Origin of the sequence: Ferruginibacter sp., assembly GCF_028288465.1 — a bacterium.
GTDB lineage: Bacteria > Bacteroidota > Bacteroidia > Chitinophagales > Chitinophagaceae > Ferruginibacter.
In genome coordinates, this window is sequence record NZ_JAQBNR010000071.1 from 19268 (window position 1) to 41518 (window position 22251).

The 22251-nt window shown below is 42.3% G+C and carries 16 protein-coding genes; 11 read left to right on the top strand and 5 right to left on the bottom strand.

Going from position 1 to position 22251, the window contains the following annotated elements; all coding sequences use genetic code 11:
* The first annotated feature begins 510 nt into the window (after positions 1 to 510).
* From JWR61_RS26630 to JWR61_RS26670, 9 genes are all read left to right on the top strand, one after another.
* Positions 511 to 1704 (top strand): glycoside hydrolase family 99-like domain-containing protein, encoded by a 1194-nt coding sequence (locus JWR61_RS26630; protein ID WP_301930685.1) that lies wholly within the window; start codon positions 511 to 513, stop codon positions 1702 to 1704.
* Between the two features lie 87 nt (positions 1705 to 1791).
* Positions 1792 to 4269: a DUF1549 domain-containing protein gene (locus JWR61_RS26635; protein ID WP_301930686.1), complete on the top strand. Its 2478-nt coding sequence runs from the start codon at positions 1792 to 1794 to the stop codon at positions 4267 to 4269.
* A gap of 44 nt (positions 4270 to 4313) precedes the next feature.
* Entirely contained in the window at positions 4314 to 5768 is a 1455-nt protein-coding gene (locus JWR61_RS26640; protein ID WP_301930687.1) for a DUF1501 domain-containing protein, read from the top strand.
* Between the two features lie 156 nt (positions 5769 to 5924).
* Positions 5925 to 7112, top strand: coding sequence for a VCBS repeat-containing protein (locus JWR61_RS26645; RefSeq protein WP_301930688.1), 1188 nt, complete (start codon positions 5925 to 5927; stop codon positions 7110 to 7112).
* A 107-nt stretch (positions 7113 to 7219) separates the two neighbouring features.
* Positions 7220 to 7456 carry a hypothetical protein gene (locus JWR61_RS26650; protein ID WP_301930689.1) on the top strand — a complete coding sequence of 79 codons (237 nt, stop codon included), beginning with the start codon at positions 7220 to 7222 and terminating at the stop codon, positions 7454 to 7456.
* Positions 7456 to 7758: a type II toxin-antitoxin system RelE/ParE family toxin gene (locus JWR61_RS26655; RefSeq protein ID WP_301930690.1), complete on the top strand. Its 303-nt coding sequence runs from the start codon at positions 7456 to 7458 to the stop codon at positions 7756 to 7758. Before JWR61_RS26650 ends, JWR61_RS26655 begins: the two co-directional genes overlap by 1 nt.
* A 134-nt stretch (positions 7759 to 7892) precedes the next feature.
* The gene (locus JWR61_RS26660; RefSeq protein ID WP_301930691.1) at positions 7893 to 8624 is read left to right on the top strand and encodes an ImuA family protein; all 732 of its coding nucleotides are present in this window, start codon (positions 7893 to 7895) and stop codon (positions 8622 to 8624) included.
* Position 8625: 1 nt separating this feature from the next.
* Positions 8626 to 10125, top strand: coding sequence for a DNA polymerase Y family protein (locus JWR61_RS26665; RefSeq protein WP_301930692.1), 1500 nt, complete (start codon positions 8626 to 8628; stop codon positions 10123 to 10125).
* A gap of 354 nt (positions 10126 to 10479) precedes the next feature.
* A complete protein-coding gene (locus tag JWR61_RS26670) occupies positions 10480 to 13704 on the top strand; it encodes an error-prone DNA polymerase (RefSeq protein WP_301930693.1) in 3225 nt (1074 codons plus the stop codon).
* Between the two features lie 12 nt (positions 13705 to 13716).
* Here JWR61_RS26670 and JWR61_RS26675 read toward each other — a convergent pair whose 3' ends face one another.
* Complete coding sequence (locus JWR61_RS26675; protein WP_301930694.1) at positions 13717 to 14094, bottom strand: nuclear transport factor 2 family protein; 378 nt, start codon at positions 14092 to 14094, stop codon at positions 13717 to 13719.
* Positions 14095 to 14187: 93 nt separating this feature from the next.
* On the opposite strand from JWR61_RS26675, the gene JWR61_RS26680 reads away from it, so the two are divergent.
* Positions 14188 to 14886, top strand: coding sequence for a hypothetical protein (locus JWR61_RS26680; RefSeq protein ID WP_301930695.1), 699 nt, complete (start codon positions 14188 to 14190; stop codon positions 14884 to 14886).
* A 6-nt stretch (positions 14887 to 14892) separates the two neighbouring features.
* On the opposite strand, the gene JWR61_RS26685 is transcribed toward JWR61_RS26680, so the two are convergent.
* From JWR61_RS26685 to JWR61_RS26695, 3 genes are all read right to left on the bottom strand, one after another.
* Complete coding sequence (locus JWR61_RS26685) at positions 14893 to 15792, bottom strand: metallophosphoesterase (protein ID WP_301930696.1); 900 nt, start codon at positions 15790 to 15792, stop codon at positions 14893 to 14895.
* A 617-nt stretch (positions 15793 to 16409) separates the two neighbouring features.
* On the bottom strand, positions 16410 to 17576 hold the full coding sequence (locus JWR61_RS26690; RefSeq protein WP_301930697.1) for an exo-alpha-sialidase: 1167 nt from the start codon (positions 17574 to 17576) through the stop codon (positions 16410 to 16412).
* Between the two features lie 130 nt (positions 17577 to 17706).
* A complete protein-coding gene (locus JWR61_RS26695) occupies positions 17707 to 18312 on the bottom strand; it encodes a DinB family protein (protein WP_290340731.1) in 606 nt (201 codons plus the stop codon).
* A 1143-nt stretch (positions 18313 to 19455) separates the two neighbouring features.
* On the opposite strand from JWR61_RS26695, the gene JWR61_RS26700 reads away from it, so the two are divergent.
* Positions 19456 to 19848 carry a PleD family two-component system response regulator gene (locus JWR61_RS26700; protein WP_290340730.1) on the top strand — a complete coding sequence of 131 codons (393 nt, stop codon included), beginning with the start codon at positions 19456 to 19458 and terminating at the stop codon, positions 19846 to 19848.
* 142 nt (positions 19849 to 19990) lie between these two features.
* Here the strand turns inward: JWR61_RS26700 and JWR61_RS26705 are convergent, their stop codons facing one another.
* On the bottom strand, positions 19991 to 22216 hold the full coding sequence (locus JWR61_RS26705; RefSeq protein ID WP_301930698.1) for a carbohydrate binding family 9 domain-containing protein: 2226 nt from the start codon (positions 22214 to 22216) through the stop codon (positions 19991 to 19993).
* Between the last annotated feature and the right edge of the window lie 35 nt (positions 22217 to 22251).

Here is a 22251-nt window from a genome sequence, read left to right on the forward strand (position 1 = left end):
ATTCTAATTTTGGTAAATTGCTAAAACTGTTGTTGCAGATAACGATCGATCGGCCTCTGCAACTATTTACATTTTTCTGCCTCTAATGGTTATCAATCATTCAACGCATCGCATCTCAGGCAGGATAGAACAGGATAGTGAATTCACTTTTAAATCATAGTTTGCAAATAGTATGTAAGAAGGTGTCAGACTGCTGTTACCGGGTTATCAAAACCTTTGACCGGCATACGTTACATTGTTAGCGTTACAACAGGCAAGTTTTAGTTGATGGGTGTTAATAATATTGATGGCGCATCAAATGTTCCTCAATTCCGGCAGGAAAATTATTATTTCACCATCATTATTTAACATACCAGCAATAACCCCAAATTGACAGTAAATCCGGGTTACTGAATAAATTACTTTAACTTTTACATCAGCGGTCACCATGCAATTAGAATATCGCAACCGGTGGTCGCTGATATATTTTTAAGATATGGTACCAGGAACAGGCTGATCAAAAAATAAAATATGAAGTACCAAATTAAAATGCTTGTAATATTTGGAATGCTGTTGTTGATTGCCGGAAGTGCCGTTGCCCAAAACAGGAAGCAGGCTGCTGATAAAAAATATGATGTTGCTGCATTTCTCTATCCCGCTTACGCCAGCGATGATCCCCGGTTACGTCCATTCTGGCCCTCGGGTATTGGTGAATGGGAAACAGTTACCAACATGCAACAACGGTTTCCTGGTCATTACTGGAACCGGAAACCTGTTTGGGGAACCGTAAATGAAGCCGATCCGGCGGTTATGAATATGGAGATCAATGAGGCTACCAAGCACGGGATAAATGTGTTCATTTTTGACTGGTACTGGTATGACGGCCGCCCGTTTATGGAAACTACATTGAACAATGGTTTTCTTAAAGCTGACAATATAGATAAGATGAAATTTTACCTGATGTGGGCCAATCATGATGTAGTAAATACATGGGATACAAGACTGAATAAAGTGGAGGATGGCAATGTAATCTGGACAGGAAAGGTGAGCAGGGATGAATTTGAAAAAATCTGTAAACGCAATATTGAAAAGTATTTTAAGCTGCCGCAATATTATAAAATTGATGGTAAGCCTGTATTCATGATCTATGATGTACCACAACTGATTGCAGGTCTTGGTGGGGTAGAACAAACAGCCGCAGCGCTCAAATGGTTTAAGGAAGAAACAAAAAGGGCCGGCTTTCCCGGGCTGGAACTGCAATTAACCATGTGGTCGCAAAACCTTAACTATAGCGGGTTTGATGGAAGCAAGACCAAAGCTCCTGAAAATGAATTTGTAAAAAAACTTGGCTTTACCAGCGCTACACATTACCAGTTTGTTCATTTTTTAGACGTGAATAATGATTATATGGATATCATGGAAAAAGTAAAAAAAGAATGGGCCAGGATTGATACGGCTTTTGAATTAACCTATTATCCGCATGTGAGTATCGGCTGGGATAATAGCCCGAGGTTAGGCAAGAGCGCTGTGATGAAAAACAATACGCCCGCAAATTTTGCCAAAGGATTACAAATGGCCAAAGACTATATCGATGCCCATCCCCGCCAGGCTCCGCTGATTACCATCAACAGCTGGAACGAATGGACAGAAACCAGTTACCTCGAACCCGATAACGTATACGGTTACGGGTATCTTGATGCGGTGAAAGCGGTCTTTATGAAGTAATATAAGCTGAGACTTAACAGTTAAAATAGCGTATGGTATTTAGCATTAATCATCGTACTTTTCTTTAAAGAACCGATCAGAAGCCAGATGAATCTATCAAAAAAATTTATTAAAAAAAGGCGACTCTCACGTCTTGCTATTGCCAGTTGCAGCATAGGGGCATTGCTGATTTTTTTATCAGCTATTATCAATCCGGCATCGGCAGAAGGCCATGAAGCGGTGGCTGGTGAAGGCTTCTGGCTTTGGTCATTTTTAGGAAGGCTGCATCCAATGATTGTACATTTTCCAGTTGGCCTTTTATACATCGCTTTATTTTTTGAATTCATTTCATGGAAGCGTGCATCCCTTCAGCTCCGCAGCAGTGTGCCGTTATTAATTGCTACGGGTGCCATTTCATCCGTGATAGCCGTAGTGCTGGGCCTGTTGTTATCCAATACCGAAACCTATGGCAGCAGTGTATTACAGGTGCATCAATGGTCAGGAATTGCTACCATGGTACTGGCCTGTGCTACTTACTATCTCTATCTGAAAAAACAACGTAAATTTTCAATTATACTGCTTACTGCAACTGTATTGGGTGTTACTGTAGCCGGTCATTATGGAAGTGAACTAACCCATGGCGAAGACTATCTCAGCAGTGTGCTGCCATTTGGTAAAGATGCAGGAACAGGGACTGACAGCACTGTTAGTTTTGCCGGTATAAAAGGTCCGCTGGACAGTTCGCAACAACAGGAACTAAACCTGCAGGTAAGAACCATACTGGCGCATAATTGCTATAGTTGCCACGGTGAAACAAAAGTGAAAGGAGAACTGAGACTGGATAGTAAACAATACATTTTTAAAGGCGGAAAAAACGGCAGCATTCTTACGCCGGGGCATCCGGATAAAAGTGAGATCATCCGCCGCATATCGCTTTCCCGCAGGGATAAAGAAGCGATGCCGTCCAAAGGCAAAGGCCTTACTGCAACAGAAATAGCCACCCTTACTTTATGGATAAAACAAGGCGCACCCTGGCCTGACGGACCGGAAAGAAGCCTGTTTCGGGTAGCAGCAATGGCACCCCGTTTACCTGCTGTTCCACCAGCTACCGGCAACCTTACCTCACCGGTTGATTTGTTTGTAAACAACTATTTTAAACAACATAAAATAAGCTGGACTAAACCTGTTGAAGACCGTATTTACCTGCGCCGTATTTATATGGATGTCATCGGCCTGGTACCACCGCCAGACAGTATGGATGCTTTTGTAAAAGATACCAGGCCTGATAAAAGAGCGCTGGTGGTGCAACAGCTGTTGAGCCGCAATGACGATTATACACAGCAATGGCTAAGCTTTTGGAACGATGCATTGCGCAACGATTATTCCGGTACCGGCTATATTACCGGCGGAAGGTTTGGCATAACCAAATGGCTGTACACATCACTAAAAGAAAACAAGCCATACAATCGTTTTGTAAGCGAACTTATCAACCCCGATAAACAATCCGATGGATTTATAAAAGGTATTCAATGGCGCGGCACCATCAACTCCAGCCAGCGTACCGAAATGCAGGCGGCGCAGAATGTATCGCAGGTTTTCTTTGGCGTTAATCTTAAATGCGCTTCCTGCCATAACAGTTTTGTAAGCGACTGGAAGCTGGATGATGCCTATGCTTTTGCCAACGTTTTTTCAGACAGTACACTGGAGATAAACCGTTGTGATAAACCTACCGGCAAAATGGCCGGCAGAAGAATATTATTTAAAGAGCTTGGCAACATCAATCCGGATGCTCCCCGGAAGGAGAGATTAAAACAATTGGCAGACAGCCTGGTGCAACCCCGCAATGGCAGGCTGTTCAGAACTTTTGTAAACCGCATGTGGGCCCAGCTAATGGGCCGGGGCATTGTTGAACCGGTAGATGTAATGGACAATGAGCCGTGGAGCCAGGATCTGCTGGACTGGCTTGCATATGATTTTGTAACTTCAGGATATGACATTAAAAAACTGATGTATACCATCCTTACTTCTCAAATTTATCAGCAGCCTTCGGTAACGGTAAAGGAACCGGGATTGCTTACAACCAAAGATTTTGTGTTTAAGGGAATGGTAACAAGAAGGCTAACTGCAGAAGAATTTACCGATGCCGTTGGCCAGGTACTGGCACCTGTTTATGCAGACAGCATGATTGTTTTCAACCTTATGCCGGAAAACATAAAACCGAACATTCCTTTTGCAAGGGCATCGCTGGTGAAAAATGATGCTTTTCTTACGGCATTGGGACGCCCAAACAGGGAGACAGTGTCTACCAGCAGAACCTCACAGGCCAGCTTATTGCAGGCACTGGAATTGACCAATGGCGCACAATTTAACCAGGCCTTACATAAAGCTGCTGTTAAATGGAAGGAACGATATAAAGATCCATTAACCATGACGAGGGAAGTTTACAGGGCGGCCATCAGCAGGTTGCCATCGAAAGAAGAAGAAAAGGTTGCATTAACAGCGCTGGGCAATACACCTTCTGTTGACGCAGTGCAGGATTTTTTATGGGCCATTGCCCTTCATCCTGAATTTCAATTGATTTATTAATTGCTGAATGATAACATATTTGCTCATTGCATAAATTGAACTGTATGAATGCTCATTGGAACAGAAGAGATTTTCTTAAAACCGCCAGTAGCGCCACATTGGCAGCATTGGCAGCCGGAGCGCCTGTGGCAAGTCTGCTAAGTGGTTGTGCCAAAAAATCAAAGTTAAATGACGCTACTGCAGATACAGTCATCCTTCTATGGATGGCGGGTGGCATGGCGCATACGGAAACCTTCGACCCCAAAAGATTCACGCCATATGAAAAAGGTATGGAAGGTAACAGGGTGCTGAGCACGTTTCAATCCTTGCCCACGGCACTGGATGGAATTCATTTTTCTGAAGGGCTGCAATACATTGGCAGTGTAATGAACAAGGGCAGTCTTATTCGCTCATATGTCGCGGCCGATATGGGTCATATCCTTCACTCCCGGCATCAGTATCACTGGCATACCTGTTATGAGCCGCCACAAACAGCAGCAGCTCCACACCTGGGTGCCTGGATAGCCAAAGAACTCGGTCCGAAAAATCCGGTGATTCCTGCGTTTATTGACATTGGTCAGCGCTTTACTTTGGGCGAAGCAGAAGAGTTAAAAGCTTTTCATACGGCCGGTTTCCTGGGTAATGAATTTGGTCCTTTTATGATACCCGATCCTACACAGGGTTTGGAAAGTGTGCGGCCGCCAGTGGGTATGGGCGCTAAACGTTTTGAAAGGCGCAACCAATTGTACAATGAGCTTATCAGCAAAAGTCCGGCAGGAGAGTTTGGCAGCGATTACCAGAAAGAATCACTGAAGCGTTCCATGGAGCAGGCTTATATGTTGTTGAATTCGCCGGAGGCAAGTGCTTTTAACCTAAGCCTTGAACCAAAAGAAAGTTATGATATTTACAATACCGGCCGCTTTGGCCTCGGGTGTTTAATGGCTAAAAGGCTTACGGAACAAGGCGCCCGGTTTATAAGTGTTACAACCGAATATGAACCTTTTGTAGGTTTCGATACGCACGAGAATGGCCATACCCGTATGGTGAATATGAAAAAAATGATTGACGGACCCGTATCTCAACTAATTAAAGACCTGGATAAAAGCGGGCGGCTTGACAGAACACTGGTAATACTGGCCAGTGAATTCAGCAGAGATATGATGGTAGAAGGAAGGCCGGATGCCAAAGTGCAGGAGCAGGTGGCTCAGCCGGATATTTTACCTGATATGAAGTTTTACGGGATGCACCGCCACTTTACAGATGGCTGTTCAATGCTGATGTTTGGAGGTGGCATTAAAAAAGGATTTGTGTATGGAAAAACGGCTGAAGAACGGCCTTGCAAAACCATCGAAAACCCGGTTAAGATAGACCAGGTGCATCAAACAATTTATCATGCCTTAGGCATTCCGGAAGACACGCAATATGAAATTGAAAAACGTCCTTTTTATACAACTCCGGATGGAAAAGGAAAGGCCATTAAAGAACTTTTGATAAATTCGCCGGTAGCTGAACATGTGTAGTTGAAGTGTAATTTTTTGCCCTTTCAGAAATAAATTTTGCTATTGCTTTTTTAGGCTTGTAATAATGTGTTTAAATACGGTTTTTCTTTTTTGATTTTTGATACGGCAATTGCCGGTAAAAAAAATAGATTACTCTCACAATTAAACAGCGATCGAATGCCTGCAACTACTTCTTTTTTTTACCGGGTTATTTTTTTATGTATCATTTTATGGTCGTTTAAATATAGCTCTGATGCTCAGCCGGCAGCAAAAAAATCTACTTCCGTTGTTTTTAAAAAACATATCATTAGTCCTGTTTTTGTATCGGAAGGCGTTGCCGTAGCAGATGTAAATACAGATGGCAAAATGGATATTCTTGCAGGCCGTTACTGGTACCAGGCGCCGGGCTGGCAACCGCATATCATTCATGCCGATACACTCAATCCCGTACCGGGATACAGTACCAGCTTTTTAAATTATAGTATGGATGTAGACAATGATGGCTGGCCGGATTTGATACGATTTGATCAGCCGGGCGGTATTTGTGTTTGGTACCAAAATCCACAAAATAAAAATAGTCTGTGGCAAAGTCATGTGATTGTAGCCACAGCGGGTAATGAAAATCCTGCATTCGTGGATGTGGACGGAGATGGGCGAATGGACATTATCTGCAATGACATTACAAGCAAACAGGTAATCTGGTTACAATCACCAAAGGCAAAAAATGATACTGTTTGGCAACGCCACGTAATCAGCAATGATCCATCAAGAGGAACAGATAAATACACCCACGGACTTGGCTGGGGCGATATCAATAAAGATGGTCGCAATGATGTGATGATAAAAGCCGGCTGGTGGCAATCGCCGGTAAATGTAACAGACAGTAACTGGCAATTTCACGAAGCCAATTTTGGAGCAGACTGTGCCAACATGTTTGTGCTGGATGTTGACAAGGATGGCGATCAGGATGTCATCAGTTCTTCAGCACATGATTACGGTATCTGGTGGTTTGAACAACAAAAAGATAGCAATGGAAATAGTAACTGGATAACACATACCATCAGCAAACTTTTTTCAGAATCGCATTGCCTTGCTTTGGAAGATATCAATGGAGATGGCAACCCTGACCTTATCACCGGCAAACGGTATTATGCACATAACGGCGGCGACCCGGGCGGGCATGAAGCAGCAGTGTTATATTGGTTTGAATTTGTACCCGGCAAAAATCCGCAATGGATTCCGCATTTGATTGACAGTAATTCGGGAGTTGGATTAAGTATGGTTGTTCAGGATATAAATAGAGATAAAAAGAAAGACATTATCATTTCAAACAAAAAAGGGGTGTTCTTTTTTGAGCGACAATAATAGACCGTGACAATTTATCTGGATTAATGGGGGGTTATAATTTACACTCAAAAGCCCCATCTATAAAGAAAAGAAAAATTTACCTTTACTTTTCAAATTAATTTTTCATGACAACAATTGCCCTTCGAAAAAAAATAGCCGATTATCTACAAGTAGCTGATGATAAGAAAATAAAAGCCATTTATACTTTGCTGGAAAATGAAATTGAGCAATCGGCTCTGGAATATACGGATGAGCTAAAAGCCACGCTTGACCAGCGCTATAACGACTATAAAAATGGCGGTAAAATGATAACCGGTGTTGCTGCAAAAAAACAAATAAAGAAAATACTACAATCAAAGTAATGAACTACGTGCATTATTTTGAACCGCTTGCTTTAAAAGAGTACGTCGATGCATTAAAATGGTATAAGCAAAGAAGTGATGCTGCTTCAATCAACTTTGTAAAGGAAATGGATGTAGCAATTAAAGTAATTTGCTCCGATCCTCAAAAATTCAGAACTACCTATAAACAATTCCGGGAAACTGCGCTTAAAAAATATCCTTTCTATATTATCTACTCAATAGATGAAAGCCGGAAACAAGTGATTATATTTTCTGTCTTTCATTCTAAAAGAAATCCGTTAAAAAAATACTCCAAAAAATAACAGTCTTTTTATTTTACCATTAATACCAGAAAGATGTACCGATTACTTAAGGGGGGACAAATTTCTTAATAAATTACTAAAAAGTTTAGTAATATTGCAAATGACCTATGCCGAAAGTATAGCTTCATTTATACATGACAGCAACCAAAGCCGATATTATTGCCCGTTTGCAAAAGGATATTTTTCCTTTACAGGGATTTAAAACTGCCCTGAATAATACTGCTTTGGACAAGGCGCTTGGTCCCATAAAAAATGCTTTTCCCGGCAACCATTTTCCATTGGGTGTAATGCATGAATTTATAAGTGATAGTAAAGAAACAGTTGCTGTTACAACAGGTTTTGTTGCAGGAGTATTGGCTCAGCTAATACAGGATGATGGGGTGATGATATGGATAGGTGCCTGCAAAAATATTTTTCCACCGGCATATCAATCATTCGGCATAGCCCCGGATAAAATTATTTTTATCGATCTGCAGAAAGAAAAACAAATTTGCTGGGCAATGGAAGAAGCGCTTAAATGCGAAGGGTTAGTGGCGGTAATTGGTGAAATGCAGGAATTAAGTTTTAACGCTTCAAGGCGGCTGCAGTTGGCCGTGGAGCAAAGTAAGGTAACAGGTTTTATTATACGCAACAATCCCCGCAGTTTAAATACTACCGCCTGTGTTACGCGTTGGCAGATAACTTCTTTACGAAGCCGGCTGCCGGAAGGAATGCCCGGTGTAGGCTTTCCCCGCTGGAAAGTTTCCCTCCTGAAAGTAAGAAACGGCAAGCCGGGAAGTTGGGACATTGAATTTGTCGCAGGCCGCTTCAGGCAGGTAAATTCCATACCAGCCATTCCGTTACAGGTACAACAAAAAACGGGATGATATGTCAAAACGTTTTGTATCTATATGGTTCCGTCAGTTAAAAACGGATTGGCTTACCCGCCGCCAACCCAGTTTGAAACAGGTACCCTTTGTATTGGTTTTACCCGATCATGGCCGGATGATAATCACAGCCGCCAATGAACCGGCAAAAATTCAAGGCGTATATACGGGTATGGTATTGGCAGATGCAAGGGCCATTATCACAGATTTGCAATATTTTGATGACGAGCCCGGGCGGGCGGCCATATTATTAACCGGACTAGCAGAATGGTGTATACGGTACACACCGGCCGCTGCAACCGATACACCTGATGGATTGTTGCTGGAGGTAACCGGCTGCGCTCATTTGTGGGGTGGAGAAGAACAGTATTTAACGGATATAGCCAAACGGTTACACCATATAGGTTATGATATCAGCATTGCCATAGCAGATACCATTGGCGCAGCATGGGCAATGGTACGGTTTGGTAAAAAGATAAACATTGTTGAACCATCACGGCAAGCCGATGCGTTGCTTAATTTACCACCTCAGGCACTAAGGTTGGAAGCAACAATAATTGAACGCCTTGAAAAACTGGGACTGCGGCAAATTCACCAGTTTATTGCAATGCCACGAACAGCCTTGCGGCGGCGTTTTGGCCAGGAATTACTCAACCAATTGGATAAGGCATTGGGTTTGGAAGAAGAAACCATTCAGCCAATACAACCCGTTGTACCATACCAGGAAAAATTGCCCTGCCTGGAACCAATCGTAACCGCAACGGGTATTGAGATAGCCTTGCAGCATTTGCTGGATGCGGTATGCAACAGATTGCAGCAGGAACAGAAAGGGCTTCGGCTGGCCATATTGAAATGTTACCGGGTAGATGGAAAAATGATATCGGTTGATATTGGTACCCTGCGTCCTTCCTGTAACAGCAGGCATTTGTTTAAATTATTTGAAGAAAAAATTGCCACCATAGAACCTGCCCTGGGGATAGAATTATTTATATTGGAAGCAACTGCAACAGAAGATCTTTCCACCGTACAAAAAAATTTGTTTGGGCACAAAGGAGCATTGGATGATATTGAGCTGGCAGAATTGCTGGACAGGATGGCCGGAAAGATTGGCGCACAGCATATTCACCGCTTTATACCCGATGAACATTACTGGCCCGAACGTTCTTTTAAAAAGGCTGCCTTAAACGAAGCTCTCGCTACCGGGTGGAAAGTCAGCAACCCGAGACCGTTGCATGTATTGCCGAGGCCACAACTCATTAATGTGACGGCGCCGGTTCCCGATTATCCACCCATGAATTTCAGGTATATGGGCAACTTACACACCATTATAAAGGCAGACGGTCCGGAGCGTATTGAGCAGGAATGGTGGTTGCAGCAGGGGCGGCACCGGGATTATTATATAGTTGAAGATGAGGAAGGTAAACGCTATTGGCTTTTCCGGTCCGGTCATTATGATGTGGAAAAAACCTACCGGTGGTATTTACATGGTTTTTTTGCATAAGGTTAATGGAAGCATTTATTATTTAAAAGAAATAAGAAGATAAAATATTAAGATCGAAATTTTTTATTTAATTGTTACAGGCTGCTTACTTTTTTTGTCTTGACACAAAAAAAGTAACAAAAAAAAGTCAAGACAGCAACGAATACAGCCCGTTTGCTGTCAAGGAGCTTTGTTGAGCTTTTGTGCATAGTAATTTCAGCTTTAGTAATCCTATTCTTAGGCTTGTTACATTCTAAGTATAAAGAACAGGCCTGCTACTTTTTATAGCATTACTAATACGTTTGATTATTAAATTCTTAATCCTCCCAACATCAGAAACGTTAACAAATACAGTGTTCATTTTTATAAATACAAATGCAATACACAGAGCTACAAGTCACTTCTAACTTTAGTTTTTTAAGGGGCGCTTCTCACCCGGAAGAAATGGTGGAGCAGGCAGCGGCATTGGGTTATACTGCCATTGCCATTACTGACCGCAATAGTTTTGCGGGTATTGTACGGGCACATGCGGCAGCTAAAAAAAATGGTATCCGCATCATTGTTGGTTGCAGGCTCGATCTGTTGGATGGCGTATCCCTGTTAGCCTATCCAACTACCAAAAAAGCCTATGCGCAATTGTGTAATTTACTAACGCTTGGAAACAGGCGTGCAGAAAAAGGCGACTGCCATTTGTATAAAAAAGATGTGTACGAATATGCTGACGATATAAAATTTATCCTGTTGCCACCGGAGCAATTAAATGAAGTATTTGAATTTGAAGAGGCTTTCAAAAATATTGTGCAGGAATACAAACAGGCTTTTGGAGAAAATCTATACCTGGCAGCAACCCGCCGGTACCAGGGCGATGACAGTAAATATTTATTCCGGATGGCACAACTGGCAACACAATTTCGTGTGTCGCTGGTGGCTACGAATGATGTGCATTATCATGAACCCGCCAGGAGACAATTGCAGGATATTGTAACCTGTGTGCGGGAGAAATGTACCATTTACAATGCTGGTTACCGGTTGCATTCCAATGCAGAAAGATTTTTAAAACCGAATGATGAAATGTTGCGGTTGTTCAGGCAATATCCTGATGCCATCCGACGCACAGAAGAAATTGCAGCAGCCTGCCAGTTTTCATTGAACGAATTAAAATATGAATACCCGGAAGAGATCACTACGGGTGGCCGCACGCCACAGGAAGAACTGACAATGCTTGCATGGGAAGGTGCGCAGAAGCGCTACGGAGACAATCTTTCCCAAAAGACTATTGATTCGATTAACCATGAATTGAAATTCATTGAGGAGATGAATTATGCCGCCTATTTTCTTACGGTGCATGATATAGTGCGTTTTGCCCGGCACCAAAAAATTCTTTGCCAGGGTCGTGGCTCCGCTGCCAATTCAACAGTTTGTTATTGCCTGGAGGTTACCTCAATTGATCCCATCAAATTTGATTTGTTGTTTGAACGTTTTATCTCTTCTGCAAGAAATGAACCACCGGATATTGATGTGGATTTTGAACATGAACGACGGGAGGAAGTGATGCAATACGTGTTTCAAAAATACGGGCGTGACAGGGCGGCGATTGTTGCTACCGTAACACAACAACACCAGAAGGGAGCCATCCGTGATGTAGGCAAAGCCATGGGTTTATCAGTCGATACCATCAATAAAATTTCCGGTTCCGTCTGGGAGTTTACTGATGACATGTGGCAAGGTAAGGGCATGGCGGAACAAGGCATGAACCCCGGTGACCTGCACCTGAAAAAAGTAATGCAACTTACCCGGGAGTTCATGGGGTTTCCGCGACAGCTAGGTCAGCATACAGGTGGCTTTGTAATCACCAATGGTAAACTCAGTGATCTCGTTCCCATCATGAATGCACGCATGGTTGACCGTACCTGCATTGAATGGAACAAAGATGATATTGATGCGCTCGGCTTCATGAAGATTGATGTACTGGCATTAGGCATGCTCACCTGCATCCGTAAAGCATTTGACCTGGCAGGAGAGCATTATGGTCTCGAACTTACCTTGGCCAATGTTCCACAGGATCGCCCGGAAGTGTACGAAATGATTTCTCATGCAGATACCATTGGTGTTTTTCAGATAGAAAGTCGTGCACAGCAAAGCATGTTACCAAGGTTAAGACCCAATTGCTTTTATGACCTGGTGATTGAAGTAGCCATTGTGCGGCCGGGCCCAATACAGGGCGATATGGTGCATCCTTATTTAAGAAGGCGTAATAATGAAGAAGCAGTAGAATATCCGTCCCCCGAATTAAAAGAGATACTGCAACGTACATTGGGTGTGCCTTTGTTCCAGGAGCAGGCAATGAAAATTGCGATTGTTGCCGCAGATTTTTCACCTGCAGAAGCAGACGAATTGCGGCGTAGTATGGCTACTTTTAAAGCAAAGGGGTTGGTGTCGAAATTCAGGGAAAAGCTGGTGACGGGAATGACAAAAAAGGGATATAGCGAGGAGTATGCAATAAGGGTATTTAAACAACTGGAAGGGTTTGGAAGTTATGGCTTTCCTGAAAGTCATGCTGCCAGTTTTGCCCTGCTGGTGTATGTAAGCAGCTGGCTAAAATGTTTTTATCCGGATGTTTTTGCCTGCGCTTTGTTAAACAGTATGCCCATGGGTTTTTATCAGCCTGCGCAAATAGTGGCTGATGCAAAAAAGCATGGAGTGGAAATCAGACCTGTTGATATTAACCATTCCCAATGGGATAATTTGCTGGAAGAAAAATCGGGTAAGTATTGTGCTATGCGGCTTGGCTTCCGGCAGGTAAAGGGATTGCGGCAGGAAGATATAGCCATACTCGTATCAAACAGAAAGCTACCCTACAACAGTATCAACGCTTTGCGGGATATTGGTTTGCCCGAAGCCGCCCTGGAAAAATTAGCTGATGCCGATGCGTTTCGTTCTATTGGGTTAGACAGAAGGCAGGCTTTGTGGGAAATATCTACCAAGGACCGTCCGCACGCAATGTTTTCCGGCCAGCCTGCTGCAGATGCTGCCGGTGAAAATATAGTATTGCCAGTGATGAGTATTTCAGAACATGTGGTACACGATTATGCCGCCACAGCTTTATCATTAAAAGCGCACCCGGTGAGTTTTGTAAGAGAAAAGCTGAACCAGTTGCACATTGTTACTACCAGACAGTTGTCAACGTTAAAAGACGGCACCCTTGTAAAAGTAGCCGGACTGGTGCTGGTAAGGCAACGCCCAGGTACTGCGAAAGGTGTTTGCTTTATGACGATTGAAGATGAAACCGGTTTTTCCAACCTCGTAATTTTTCAAACACTGTTCGACAAATTCCGTAAAGAAATTTTGCAATCCAGGTTGATTATGGTGGAAGGAAAAGTACAAATTGAAGGAGAAGTGATTCATGTAATTGTACAACGATGTCATGATTTTTCAAAACTTTTACGGCAGTTAACTGCGGCACAGCAACATGATCCGAACGTGCTTACGTTGGCTTATGCGGATGAAAAATCTATCCCCACCCATGCACAACACAAAAGACCCACCGCAAAGGAAATAGCGCAGGAAAATATTTTCCCGGATGCCCGGAATTTTAAATGAGGGGATGTGAGTTTAATAAAAAAACTGTTCCGAAACTATTTTGCCATCCTTCACATGATACACACATATCTCATGATTGGTTTTGCGTTCTTCGCCTTTCATTTGCAGATCCGTATCCCAGGCAACGGAAAAATAATCACCCGCCACTACCGGGTCGCTGATGGTGCTGCCATAAAACTCCGCAACATGCGATACAAACAACGCTGCTTTCGCACGGATGGCGTCCATGCCCCTGGTTTCCAGTGGCAGCAAGCCTTCGCGTGGTTCAATGCTCACAATATCTGGCGAAAACAATAATTCTTTTACTTCTTCTATCTGGCCATTGCGGCACATGTTTACTAATGTAGTGGCTATTTCTTTTGTTGTCATGATGATGATTTCTTCTTTCAAAAATATTGATTTTTGCTTTTTGAATTCCGATACATAAACAAAACCTATCAGACTTTACAGTAATTTGCCACCATTAACCCAACACCTTCATTGATGAAAATAAATATCCGCGGCTTAATGATGGCTTCAGTATGTGTAACTTTTTTTTGTTTTGCAACACCACCATCGCCTGTACAACAACTGAAAAATCCTCCCGGTAAAGAACCGGATGAAACCATTTCTTACCGGGTGGATAATTACAATGTAACGGCAACATTGTTTCCCGACCAGGAACCACAGGCTTTTATTATCAGGGATACGCTTATATTGGGCTTTAAGTGCCATGGTAAATATGAAGGCATGAATAAGGACGATACACTCGATTTTATATGCATTATTCCATACCATTTTCCATTGCCCGAGTTTACCTCAACCTTTGACAATAATTGGGGCCTGAATGGCTGTACTCACTTATGCACGCTTTCTTACTCCCCCTTGATGTGGTTTTCAGGGTATGCGACCAATGCAGCTGCGCAAATAGGCAAATTCAGGATTTACCCGCCTGAGTTGTTAGACGCCAAAGGCGGTATGTCTGGTGACAAAATATCGGGTCTGTATCGCGTAAAAGGAGATTTTGAATTGAATGAAGCCACCCTCATCTCTGCATCTACCGCACCGGAGTGTGATCATTCATCAGACGTCCGGATGGAAAAAAATATTTATCCCTGGTATGATCCTGCTTGTGTGACATTGCAAAAAAAGAAAATCACCAATGGGCATTTTTCTATTAAGATAAAAATGTTGTTTATCTAAGCTGCTTTAATAATTTACATACTGCTCGGTAAAACTTCCATCAGCATACAGATCAATCAGCCCGTAACCCGGTGCGGTTTCTCTTTTGTTGCCCTTCCACCAGGCGCCGCTTACTGCGCCGTTGCAGATATAGGTTACATTGTTGTACACTACTTTGTCTCTTAAATGAACATGGCCGCTGAGGCAGAGTTTTACATTCGGGTAACCATTAAACAGCTTGATTATTTTAGCCGTATCCGTATGCATGTCACCACCTGTCATTTCCCATTTGTTTACAATGTCATCTTCAATCATCAGCGTAGCGGTTAAAATGGGAATATGCAATAAAACACAAACGGGCATACTTGCGGCGGTTGACTTCAACTCGTTTTGTAACCAGCTAAACTGCTCATCACCCAGTTTACCGATGTACCAGGTGTTGTCAATATCCAGGTGTACACTGTCCAGCACAATAAATTTCCATCCACTTTGCGTAAAACTATACCAGGGTTTGGAAAGCTGCAATTGGTCAAGTGAAAATTGTTTGCCATAAACAGCCTGGCCTTTGTTGTTTTCACTCCACCAGATATCATGATTGCCCAGGGCATAATGTATCGGTAATGTACAGGCGCTTTTTACAATGCTATGATATAAACTCCATTGCGCATTGATTGCGGGCAGGTTTTCTTTATTCATATCAAATACAATATCGCCGCCGTTTAAAATCATGCCAACAGCGGGGCTTTGCGCTTGTACATGTTGCAGGCAGCGCCGGAAGCGGGCAGGTGCATCCCATTCATCTTTCAGGTGCACATCGGTAAGATGCGCTACCCGCAGCACCGGTGGCAATGATGTTGGCAATTGAACCGGTAATATTGGCGCCAGCAACAGGCCACCCAGATTTTTGATAAGCGATCTTCTTTTCATGTTGTTATTATTGAAGGAATATAATGTGAATTGGATTAAGTATTACAAATGTATTATTGTGAACTCAAAAAAGTTAGCCCTTTATTTTTTTAGGTTGCTTTACTTTTTCCATGTTCACGGCATTTTTCATTTTGATGCATTCGCCTCTATAGCCCGGTGGGCTGCGTAACCCGAACGCTGCTGCTTTTGCTTCTTTCGAAAATCCCGATAGCTACGGGAATGCTGCGCATTTTTCGGATTCCGGCAAGCCGGAACCGAACCAAAAGATGTAGCTTATCCGGTTACTGTTTTCAATACGGAGGAATAATTTGAAGACTATTGAAACGGGGTAGATTTTAATACTGTATGATTTTTACTTTTTTTGATTTTGAATTTAGTTCGTAAAAATTATTTGTGCTATAGAATCAGATGCTTATCGATTTTACTAAGCTGTAAAGATGCAAAGAGTAGAATTACTAAAGCTGAAACTACTATGCACAAAAGTTTAACATAGCTCCCTGACAGCAACGGGCTGTATTCGTTGCTGTCTTGACTTTTTTTTGTTATCTTTTTTTTGTGTCAAGACAAAAAAAGTAAGCAAGAAGTAACAATTAAATAAAGTAATTGCGGCTCACCTTTCACCTCCATCTCACCCGCATAAAAACTATCTGCGAATAATCCTTTCGCTCATACAAAACACCTATTTCATTGTCGGCAAGTTTCACAAGATCAGAATATCCAGTAGCATCTTCTTCGGCTTTGCCGGTACCCTTATCCAACAGGTAATTTTTTTGCCAGTTGCGGCCATCATCATAACTAATGCGCAGGGTAAGACTATCCCGGTGTTCCTTGCTGGCCGCATTGCAAAAGGCGACAATAGCTTTCCCCTTTTTATTCCCCACGGTTAAAATACTTCCCTGGCAAATAGGATCGGGTAAGTTGTTGTCAATAAAGGTTGTATCCCAGCTGGCGCCGCCATTGCTGCTGAGCGACACAATCCTTGCCATTGCATCGGCCCCCTGGTTGCGGCTGTTCATCATCAGCTTACCATTTCCCAATACGGTTGCCATTGATTCATTGCTGCCTGCACGGCTAACAGTGGCGCCAATCTTAAACGTTGTGCAATGATCATCTGTATAAAATCCATGGGCGTTATAATCTGTTGCATCTGCTGTTGGCTCACCGGCAGAATGATTGGCGGCTACGAATATTCTTCCCTTGTACCGGCCACCTGAAAATTGAATCGCATGTCCGGGTGTGTTGGCATAGCTTCGCCAGTCTTCTTTAAAATTATAAGCGGGATTAATTGCTGGCTGTTTAGGCCGGTGCGTTTGTGTGGTGATATTTACCGGTTTACTCCAGCTATAGCCATTGTCGGTGGAAGCGATATACCACACTTCCCGCAGCCCGTTTCCTTTTCTTACTTCATTTTCATGGTTGTTGCCGGTATTGTAAAATAAAATAATTCTTCCATTCGGATAGGCCGGATCCGTAAGGTCAACCACCGGCGCCGGATTGCCGGCTTGCAGGCTATCAACATCTGCCACTGTTTGCAAAGCAGCCCAGGTAATGCCTTTGTCAAGACTTCTTTTTGCAACAATATTAATGTCACCAAAATCATTGGAGCCATTCACCCGCCCTTCGGCAAAAGCCAGCAAATCGCCATTGGGTAAATCAATGATGGCGGGTATGCGGAAGGTTGCATACCCATCTTTTCCTGATGAAAATACAGTGCTTGATTTTTGCTGAGCGTTTAGCACAGTAGTCCATAAAAGAACAAGCAAAACTGATTTGATTTTTTTCATACCTGGTTTTACAAACATTTTTATCAATCGCTGAATATTATCAGGCCTCGCAAAAAAAATGGGTTCAATTAACTGCAAAATAAAAGGCAGGATACAACCTGCCTCTTTAAATTCAATTTGTAATAATTGTTTATTTAGACGGGAAGCCCGCAGTTGCTTTTACTTCCTCTATTTGTTTGGTATGCCTTACGGTATGCTGCGCCAGTAATAAAATAATCTGGTAAGCGTCCATTGGTCCCATCGGACCCTGTTCGGCGATGTGATTTCTAAAATCGTCTGTTGAGGAATTAATATAATCAATGTGTTTTTTACGTTCTGCTGTTAAAAATGCCATGGCTTCCTCTTTGGTTGCCCATTTGGCATTTTTGGGTTCAAAGGGTTCGCTGGTTTTAACCTTATGGCTCCTGTCTTCAACACCTGTTATTACCATGTCATCAGTAGCTTTAACCAGGGCTTTTTTATCAGGATTGGCCGGCGCGGACATTACACCCTGCATCCAGCCCCAGATATTGGTTTCGGATAAGGCCAGGTGATATACACATTCTTTCACAGACCAGCGGGTACTGTCGGGTTTAAAATTTAACTGGGCTTCACTTAATCCTTCTACAGATTTGGTTAAACGTTCCAGGCTTGACTGTAACAAACCTGTCACTTTCGCTTTTTCATCTTTGGAGAGCTGGCAAAATGCTGCAGTTGAAAACAGCAATAAGCCAATTACGGCAAGTAATTTTTTCATACATTTTGATTTTAGCAGGTGATATATAGCATTTGTTTTAAGCAATAAATCTACAGTGAATTATAGATAAATGCTACTAATTTAATATAAAAGGTAAAACTATTTATCCCGGCGGTGGTAGAAAAGCGCAACGCTGAGATTGGATATCGGATAAATACGAAAGGCAGGCTGGAATGGCCTTTACAGGCTAAAATAAGCTTGTGGCTTTACCCGGTTTTGCCTGGTGTATGTAAATGGGGTGCGAAAATAACCCTATTTCTTTTCGTAAATATCCTTCTGCGCGACTGAATAATTACGCTACACTCCGTAATTAATGAACGATATAAATAGCGTAATGCTGCTCTTGTACAGGATATCTAACTGTTGCATCTTTGTATCAGAAAGTAATGATTGAAACATCAAAACAATCTAAGTCCAAATCCAAAAAACAATAATCGAATTCCTGTGAAAACTGCAAATTCAACATCCTGAAACTATGCTGTTAAAAGCGATGATGTTTCAAAAAACCAAAACCCAATATCCGGAACTATGCTGTAAAAAGCGATGATGATCCAAAAACCGTTTGAACCCAATATCCTAAGCCTATGCTGTAAAAAGCGATGATGGCAAAAAGACCAGAACACTGAAACCCAGCAACTCGTTTTATCGATTTTCTGGAGCGGTAGCCCGCAAAAATCCTGAATCGGTCAGCTTTGGCTGACTAAACAAACATCTTACTTCCACAGACTATGAAAAACTGGTACCTGTGGAAGTTTTTTTATTGCCCCATACTAAACTCCTGGCACAACTACAGGTTTTATTGAGCAGATGAACTGCCCACCCCACAATTTTTTCAGGGAATGACAGCAATACCCGGTGCTTGTTCCTGCACAGGTAAAATTGTATATTGTGTTTGAAAACAGGCCCTCAGTTAAGCCCGTTAAAATTTTTGAGTCTATTTCACCGATCGCTTAATTCATTTTTTAGCTTCCATTCATCCCTGCTAAACCAGCTCATTAAAATAAGCAGCCGGATTAAACCTGTTTGCGTTTTCATTGTCAGTAATTACCAAAACAGACGTTTACAAAGCTTCGCATTTTGTTAACAATGGTAACTCTGTTTAAACGGCCTGAAAATTGAATCATTATTACAAAATATGGTTGTATGGAATCTTCTTTAAATAAAAAGCCGGCTATTCTGCTTATTGATGATGATAAAGACCTGCTTGAAATACTTCGCCGCAAACTTGTAAAAGAGGGTTGTGTGGTAAATATTTCCCAAAATGGCGCCAAAATAAGTGAAATGATTGTAGAATCGACCCCTGATTGCATTTTGCTGGACATACATATGGAAGGTATCAATGGCACCGATATTTGTAAAAAACTAAAGTCCCAGGCACAAACAAGTGATATCCCTGTGTTACTTTTATCTGCCAACCATAACATTGAGAAAATAGCCGCACTCTGCGGTGCAGACGGGTACATTTCAAAGCCACTTGATATCGCCTTGTTTGCCAGGAAAATAAAAGATGTGCTTAAACTGAGGTATTTTCTATAAAGCTCAGTATAGGATCAGTCACAAAAAGACAGCGGATCGGGGGTAACTTTCTTGTACGGCTAGCAAAAACCACCCTATTATGACGACACACCTTCTGTTACAATAATGATAAGGTAGCTATTTTCCGGTATCCTGATTGTCTCTACAAATTCAACCAGTAATTTACTTTTAAAACAATTGCCCTGTTTTTATTCAGCATAAAAGGCGTAGTGAAGTAATTATCCGTGTATACGAGGTACAGGTCGCTCATAGGCTTAAAGCGGTATTGAAACCGGCTGTTGATGTTAAAATTATTTGCCTGCGTGTTGTATTGCAAAAAGGTTGTCCACGAAACTTTGGTGTTGAAATTATACTCCACTTTTGGAGAAATTAAAAACAATTCGCTGCTGCCATAAGGATCAGGAAAACTTAGTTTATCATATTCAGCCTGTACAATCAAATTGAAGTGCGGCCTGCTTCTCAGCGTAATGGTGCCTATCAGCGAATGGATATTACCGTTATAAAATTGTCCACCAAGATAAGTAAGGCCATAGCTGAATAATTTCCTTGTATCAGAAGTATAGGTTACGGCCGCCTGTGTGTATTTATAGTTAGTTACAGGCAGAGGTTTGGCATCTGTAAATGAAACAGCATACAACAAATCCAGGTCATTATGCAGTACATCGGCCTTTATACCGGAAGTGCTGTTAAACTCTGCCATATAGGATAAAGTGAGATCGGTTTCGTTGAAAGAATTATTGGGATTTACCACGGAATAAGTTTCAGCTTTAAAAGTATGGCGGGCTATTATATTGCCTGTTGGATATACCATGTATGCGGCATTGGTGTACAGGTGTTTAAAGCCCACCCTGATGGTGGTGTCTCTCAATGCATCATAATTATTGATGCGTTGCACATAACCCATATCAGTATAATAATTGGTGCCCAGCGTGGCAAGATCAATGGTAGCAGTGAATTTTTTTTCGTTAAAAGACAGGCCGGTTTCCTGGTAATTATTTTGACTGCTGATGCCGGGTTTAAATGAATGATGAAAAGCATACCAGCCACTCCACTTTCCATCCCGGCTCAGGTATTCTAAAGACGTGCCGGCATTTCTGCCCCAGGCATTCAACGGGTCTTGTTTTTTCTGACCGGCGTTTTGGAAATTTTCACGGTTTAAAAAATATACTTTTACAACAGATCTTGCCAGTACATTTTTGTTGATAGATATGGCAGAATAATTTTCCGGCGAATAATTTCCTTTGGCGCCTGTTTGCATATTCATCAACCCAAAACGGGTACTGGCATTCAGGTTACCTGATAACCTGGCCCCGCCAATAATTGGGATGGGGTTATTGTCTTTATCCAGGCCGATCCTTCTTGAATAAAAAGGTGTCATTAATCCCGGTATGCCGTACTCACCAAAAATGTCTGAATTTTCTAAAAAGAAAGATCTTTTTTCAGGAAGAAAAATATCAAACCTGGTCAGGTTGGTTACCTGCTGATCTACTTCCACCTGGGAAAAATCGGGGTTGAGCGTAAGATCTAAATTAAGAGAAGAAGATAAGGCAATCTTGCTGTCCAATCCTGCGCTGAAAGCGGCTTTAGCCGGCTCATGATTTTCTTTATCGCCCTGGATATTACTGGTAATAAAAGGGATCATTACCATATTTTTTCCGGCATCCGGCGCTGGTTTATCCCAAATCAGTGCGCCTGTATAACCCATATTGTAAATCCTGAAATTGGTAGGTACATGCGTCCAGCCGGAATACTGGTTATGGCTCATATCTACCCTGATAAAATTGATGCCCCACAAATTGTTGCCTGCAGGATAGCGCAGGCTTTTAAAAGGAATGGCTATTTCGGCAATCCACCGGTCGTTATATTTTTTGGTGGCCGAAAACCATTTGTTATTCCAGCTCCAGGTAAGGCCGTCCTGCTGGCCCAGGCTGATCTGGTCTTCAGATTGTGCGTTCATCGCATTTACTGCAAAGAAGAATCCGTTGGTATGGCTGTTCTGCGGATCTAAAATAATGCCTACACCATCATTATCCAAATGACCAATATCTCTTTTTAAACTTTGAATGATGCTTTTTCCGGAATCGAAGCAGGTAAAAGCTACATACAAATACTTGTCATCATAGCTCACTTGCACCACGGTTTTATTGGCCGGCCTTCCAATGTCAGAAGGGTATTTCATAAAAAAATCGCTCTTCTTTTCGGCGAAGGCCCAGGTGCTGTCATCCAGCACGCCATCCACTTTTACAGGCCTCGCAGTCTGTGCAATGTGAACCTGGTATTCAGTCTGGAAATTTTCAACGCTTACCGTTTGTGCATATATATTACTATACCATACCAACAATAACAGGATAGGGGCAATTAATCTCATAAGGTTGTAAAAATACAGAACCAGCTATAGATGAA

Coding starts and splice junctions, on each gene's coding strand:
- JWR61_RS26640 (WP_301930687.1), top strand. CDS start 4,314: ATGAATGCTCATTGGAACAGAAGAGATTTTCTTAAAACCGCCAGTAGC.
- JWR61_RS26665 (WP_301930692.1), top strand. CDS start 8,626: ATGTCAAAACGTTTTGTATCTATATGGTTCCGTCAGTTAAAAACGGAT.
- JWR61_RS26680 (WP_301930695.1), top strand. CDS start 14,188: ATGAAAATAAATATCCGCGGCTTAATGATGGCTTCAGTATGTGTAACT.
- JWR61_RS26630 (WP_301930685.1), top strand. CDS start 511: ATGAAGTACCAAATTAAAATGCTTGTAATATTTGGAATGCTGTTGTTG.
- JWR61_RS26660 (WP_301930691.1), top strand. CDS start 7,893: ATGACAGCAACCAAAGCCGATATTATTGCCCGTTTGCAAAAGGATATT.
- JWR61_RS26655 (WP_301930690.1), top strand. CDS start 7,456: ATGAACTACGTGCATTATTTTGAACCGCTTGCTTTAAAAGAGTACGTC.
- JWR61_RS26645 (WP_301930688.1), top strand. CDS start 5,925: ATGCCTGCAACTACTTCTTTTTTTTACCGGGTTATTTTTTTATGTATC.
- JWR61_RS26695 (WP_290340731.1), bottom strand. CDS start 18,312: ATGAAAAAATTACTTGCCGTAATTGGCTTATTGCTGTTTTCAACTGCA.
- JWR61_RS26650 (WP_301930689.1), top strand. CDS start 7,220: ATGACAACAATTGCCCTTCGAAAAAAAATAGCCGATTATCTACAAGTA.
- JWR61_RS26690 (WP_301930697.1), bottom strand. CDS start 17,576: ATGAAAAAAATCAAATCAGTTTTGCTTGTTCTTTTATGGACTACTGTG.
- JWR61_RS26700 (WP_290340730.1), top strand. CDS start 19,456: ATGGAATCTTCTTTAAATAAAAAGCCGGCTATTCTGCTTATTGATGAT.
- JWR61_RS26685 (WP_301930696.1), bottom strand. CDS start 15,792: ATGAAAAGAAGATCGCTTATCAAAAATCTGGGTGGCCTGTTGCTGGCG.
- JWR61_RS26670 (WP_301930693.1), top strand. CDS start 10,480: ATGCAATACACAGAGCTACAAGTCACTTCTAACTTTAGTTTTTTAAGG.
- JWR61_RS26705 (WP_301930698.1), bottom strand. CDS start 22,216: ATGAGATTAATTGCCCCTATCCTGTTATTGTTGGTATGGTATAGTAAT.
- JWR61_RS26635 (WP_301930686.1), top strand. CDS start 1,792: ATGAATCTATCAAAAAAATTTATTAAAAAAAGGCGACTCTCACGTCTT.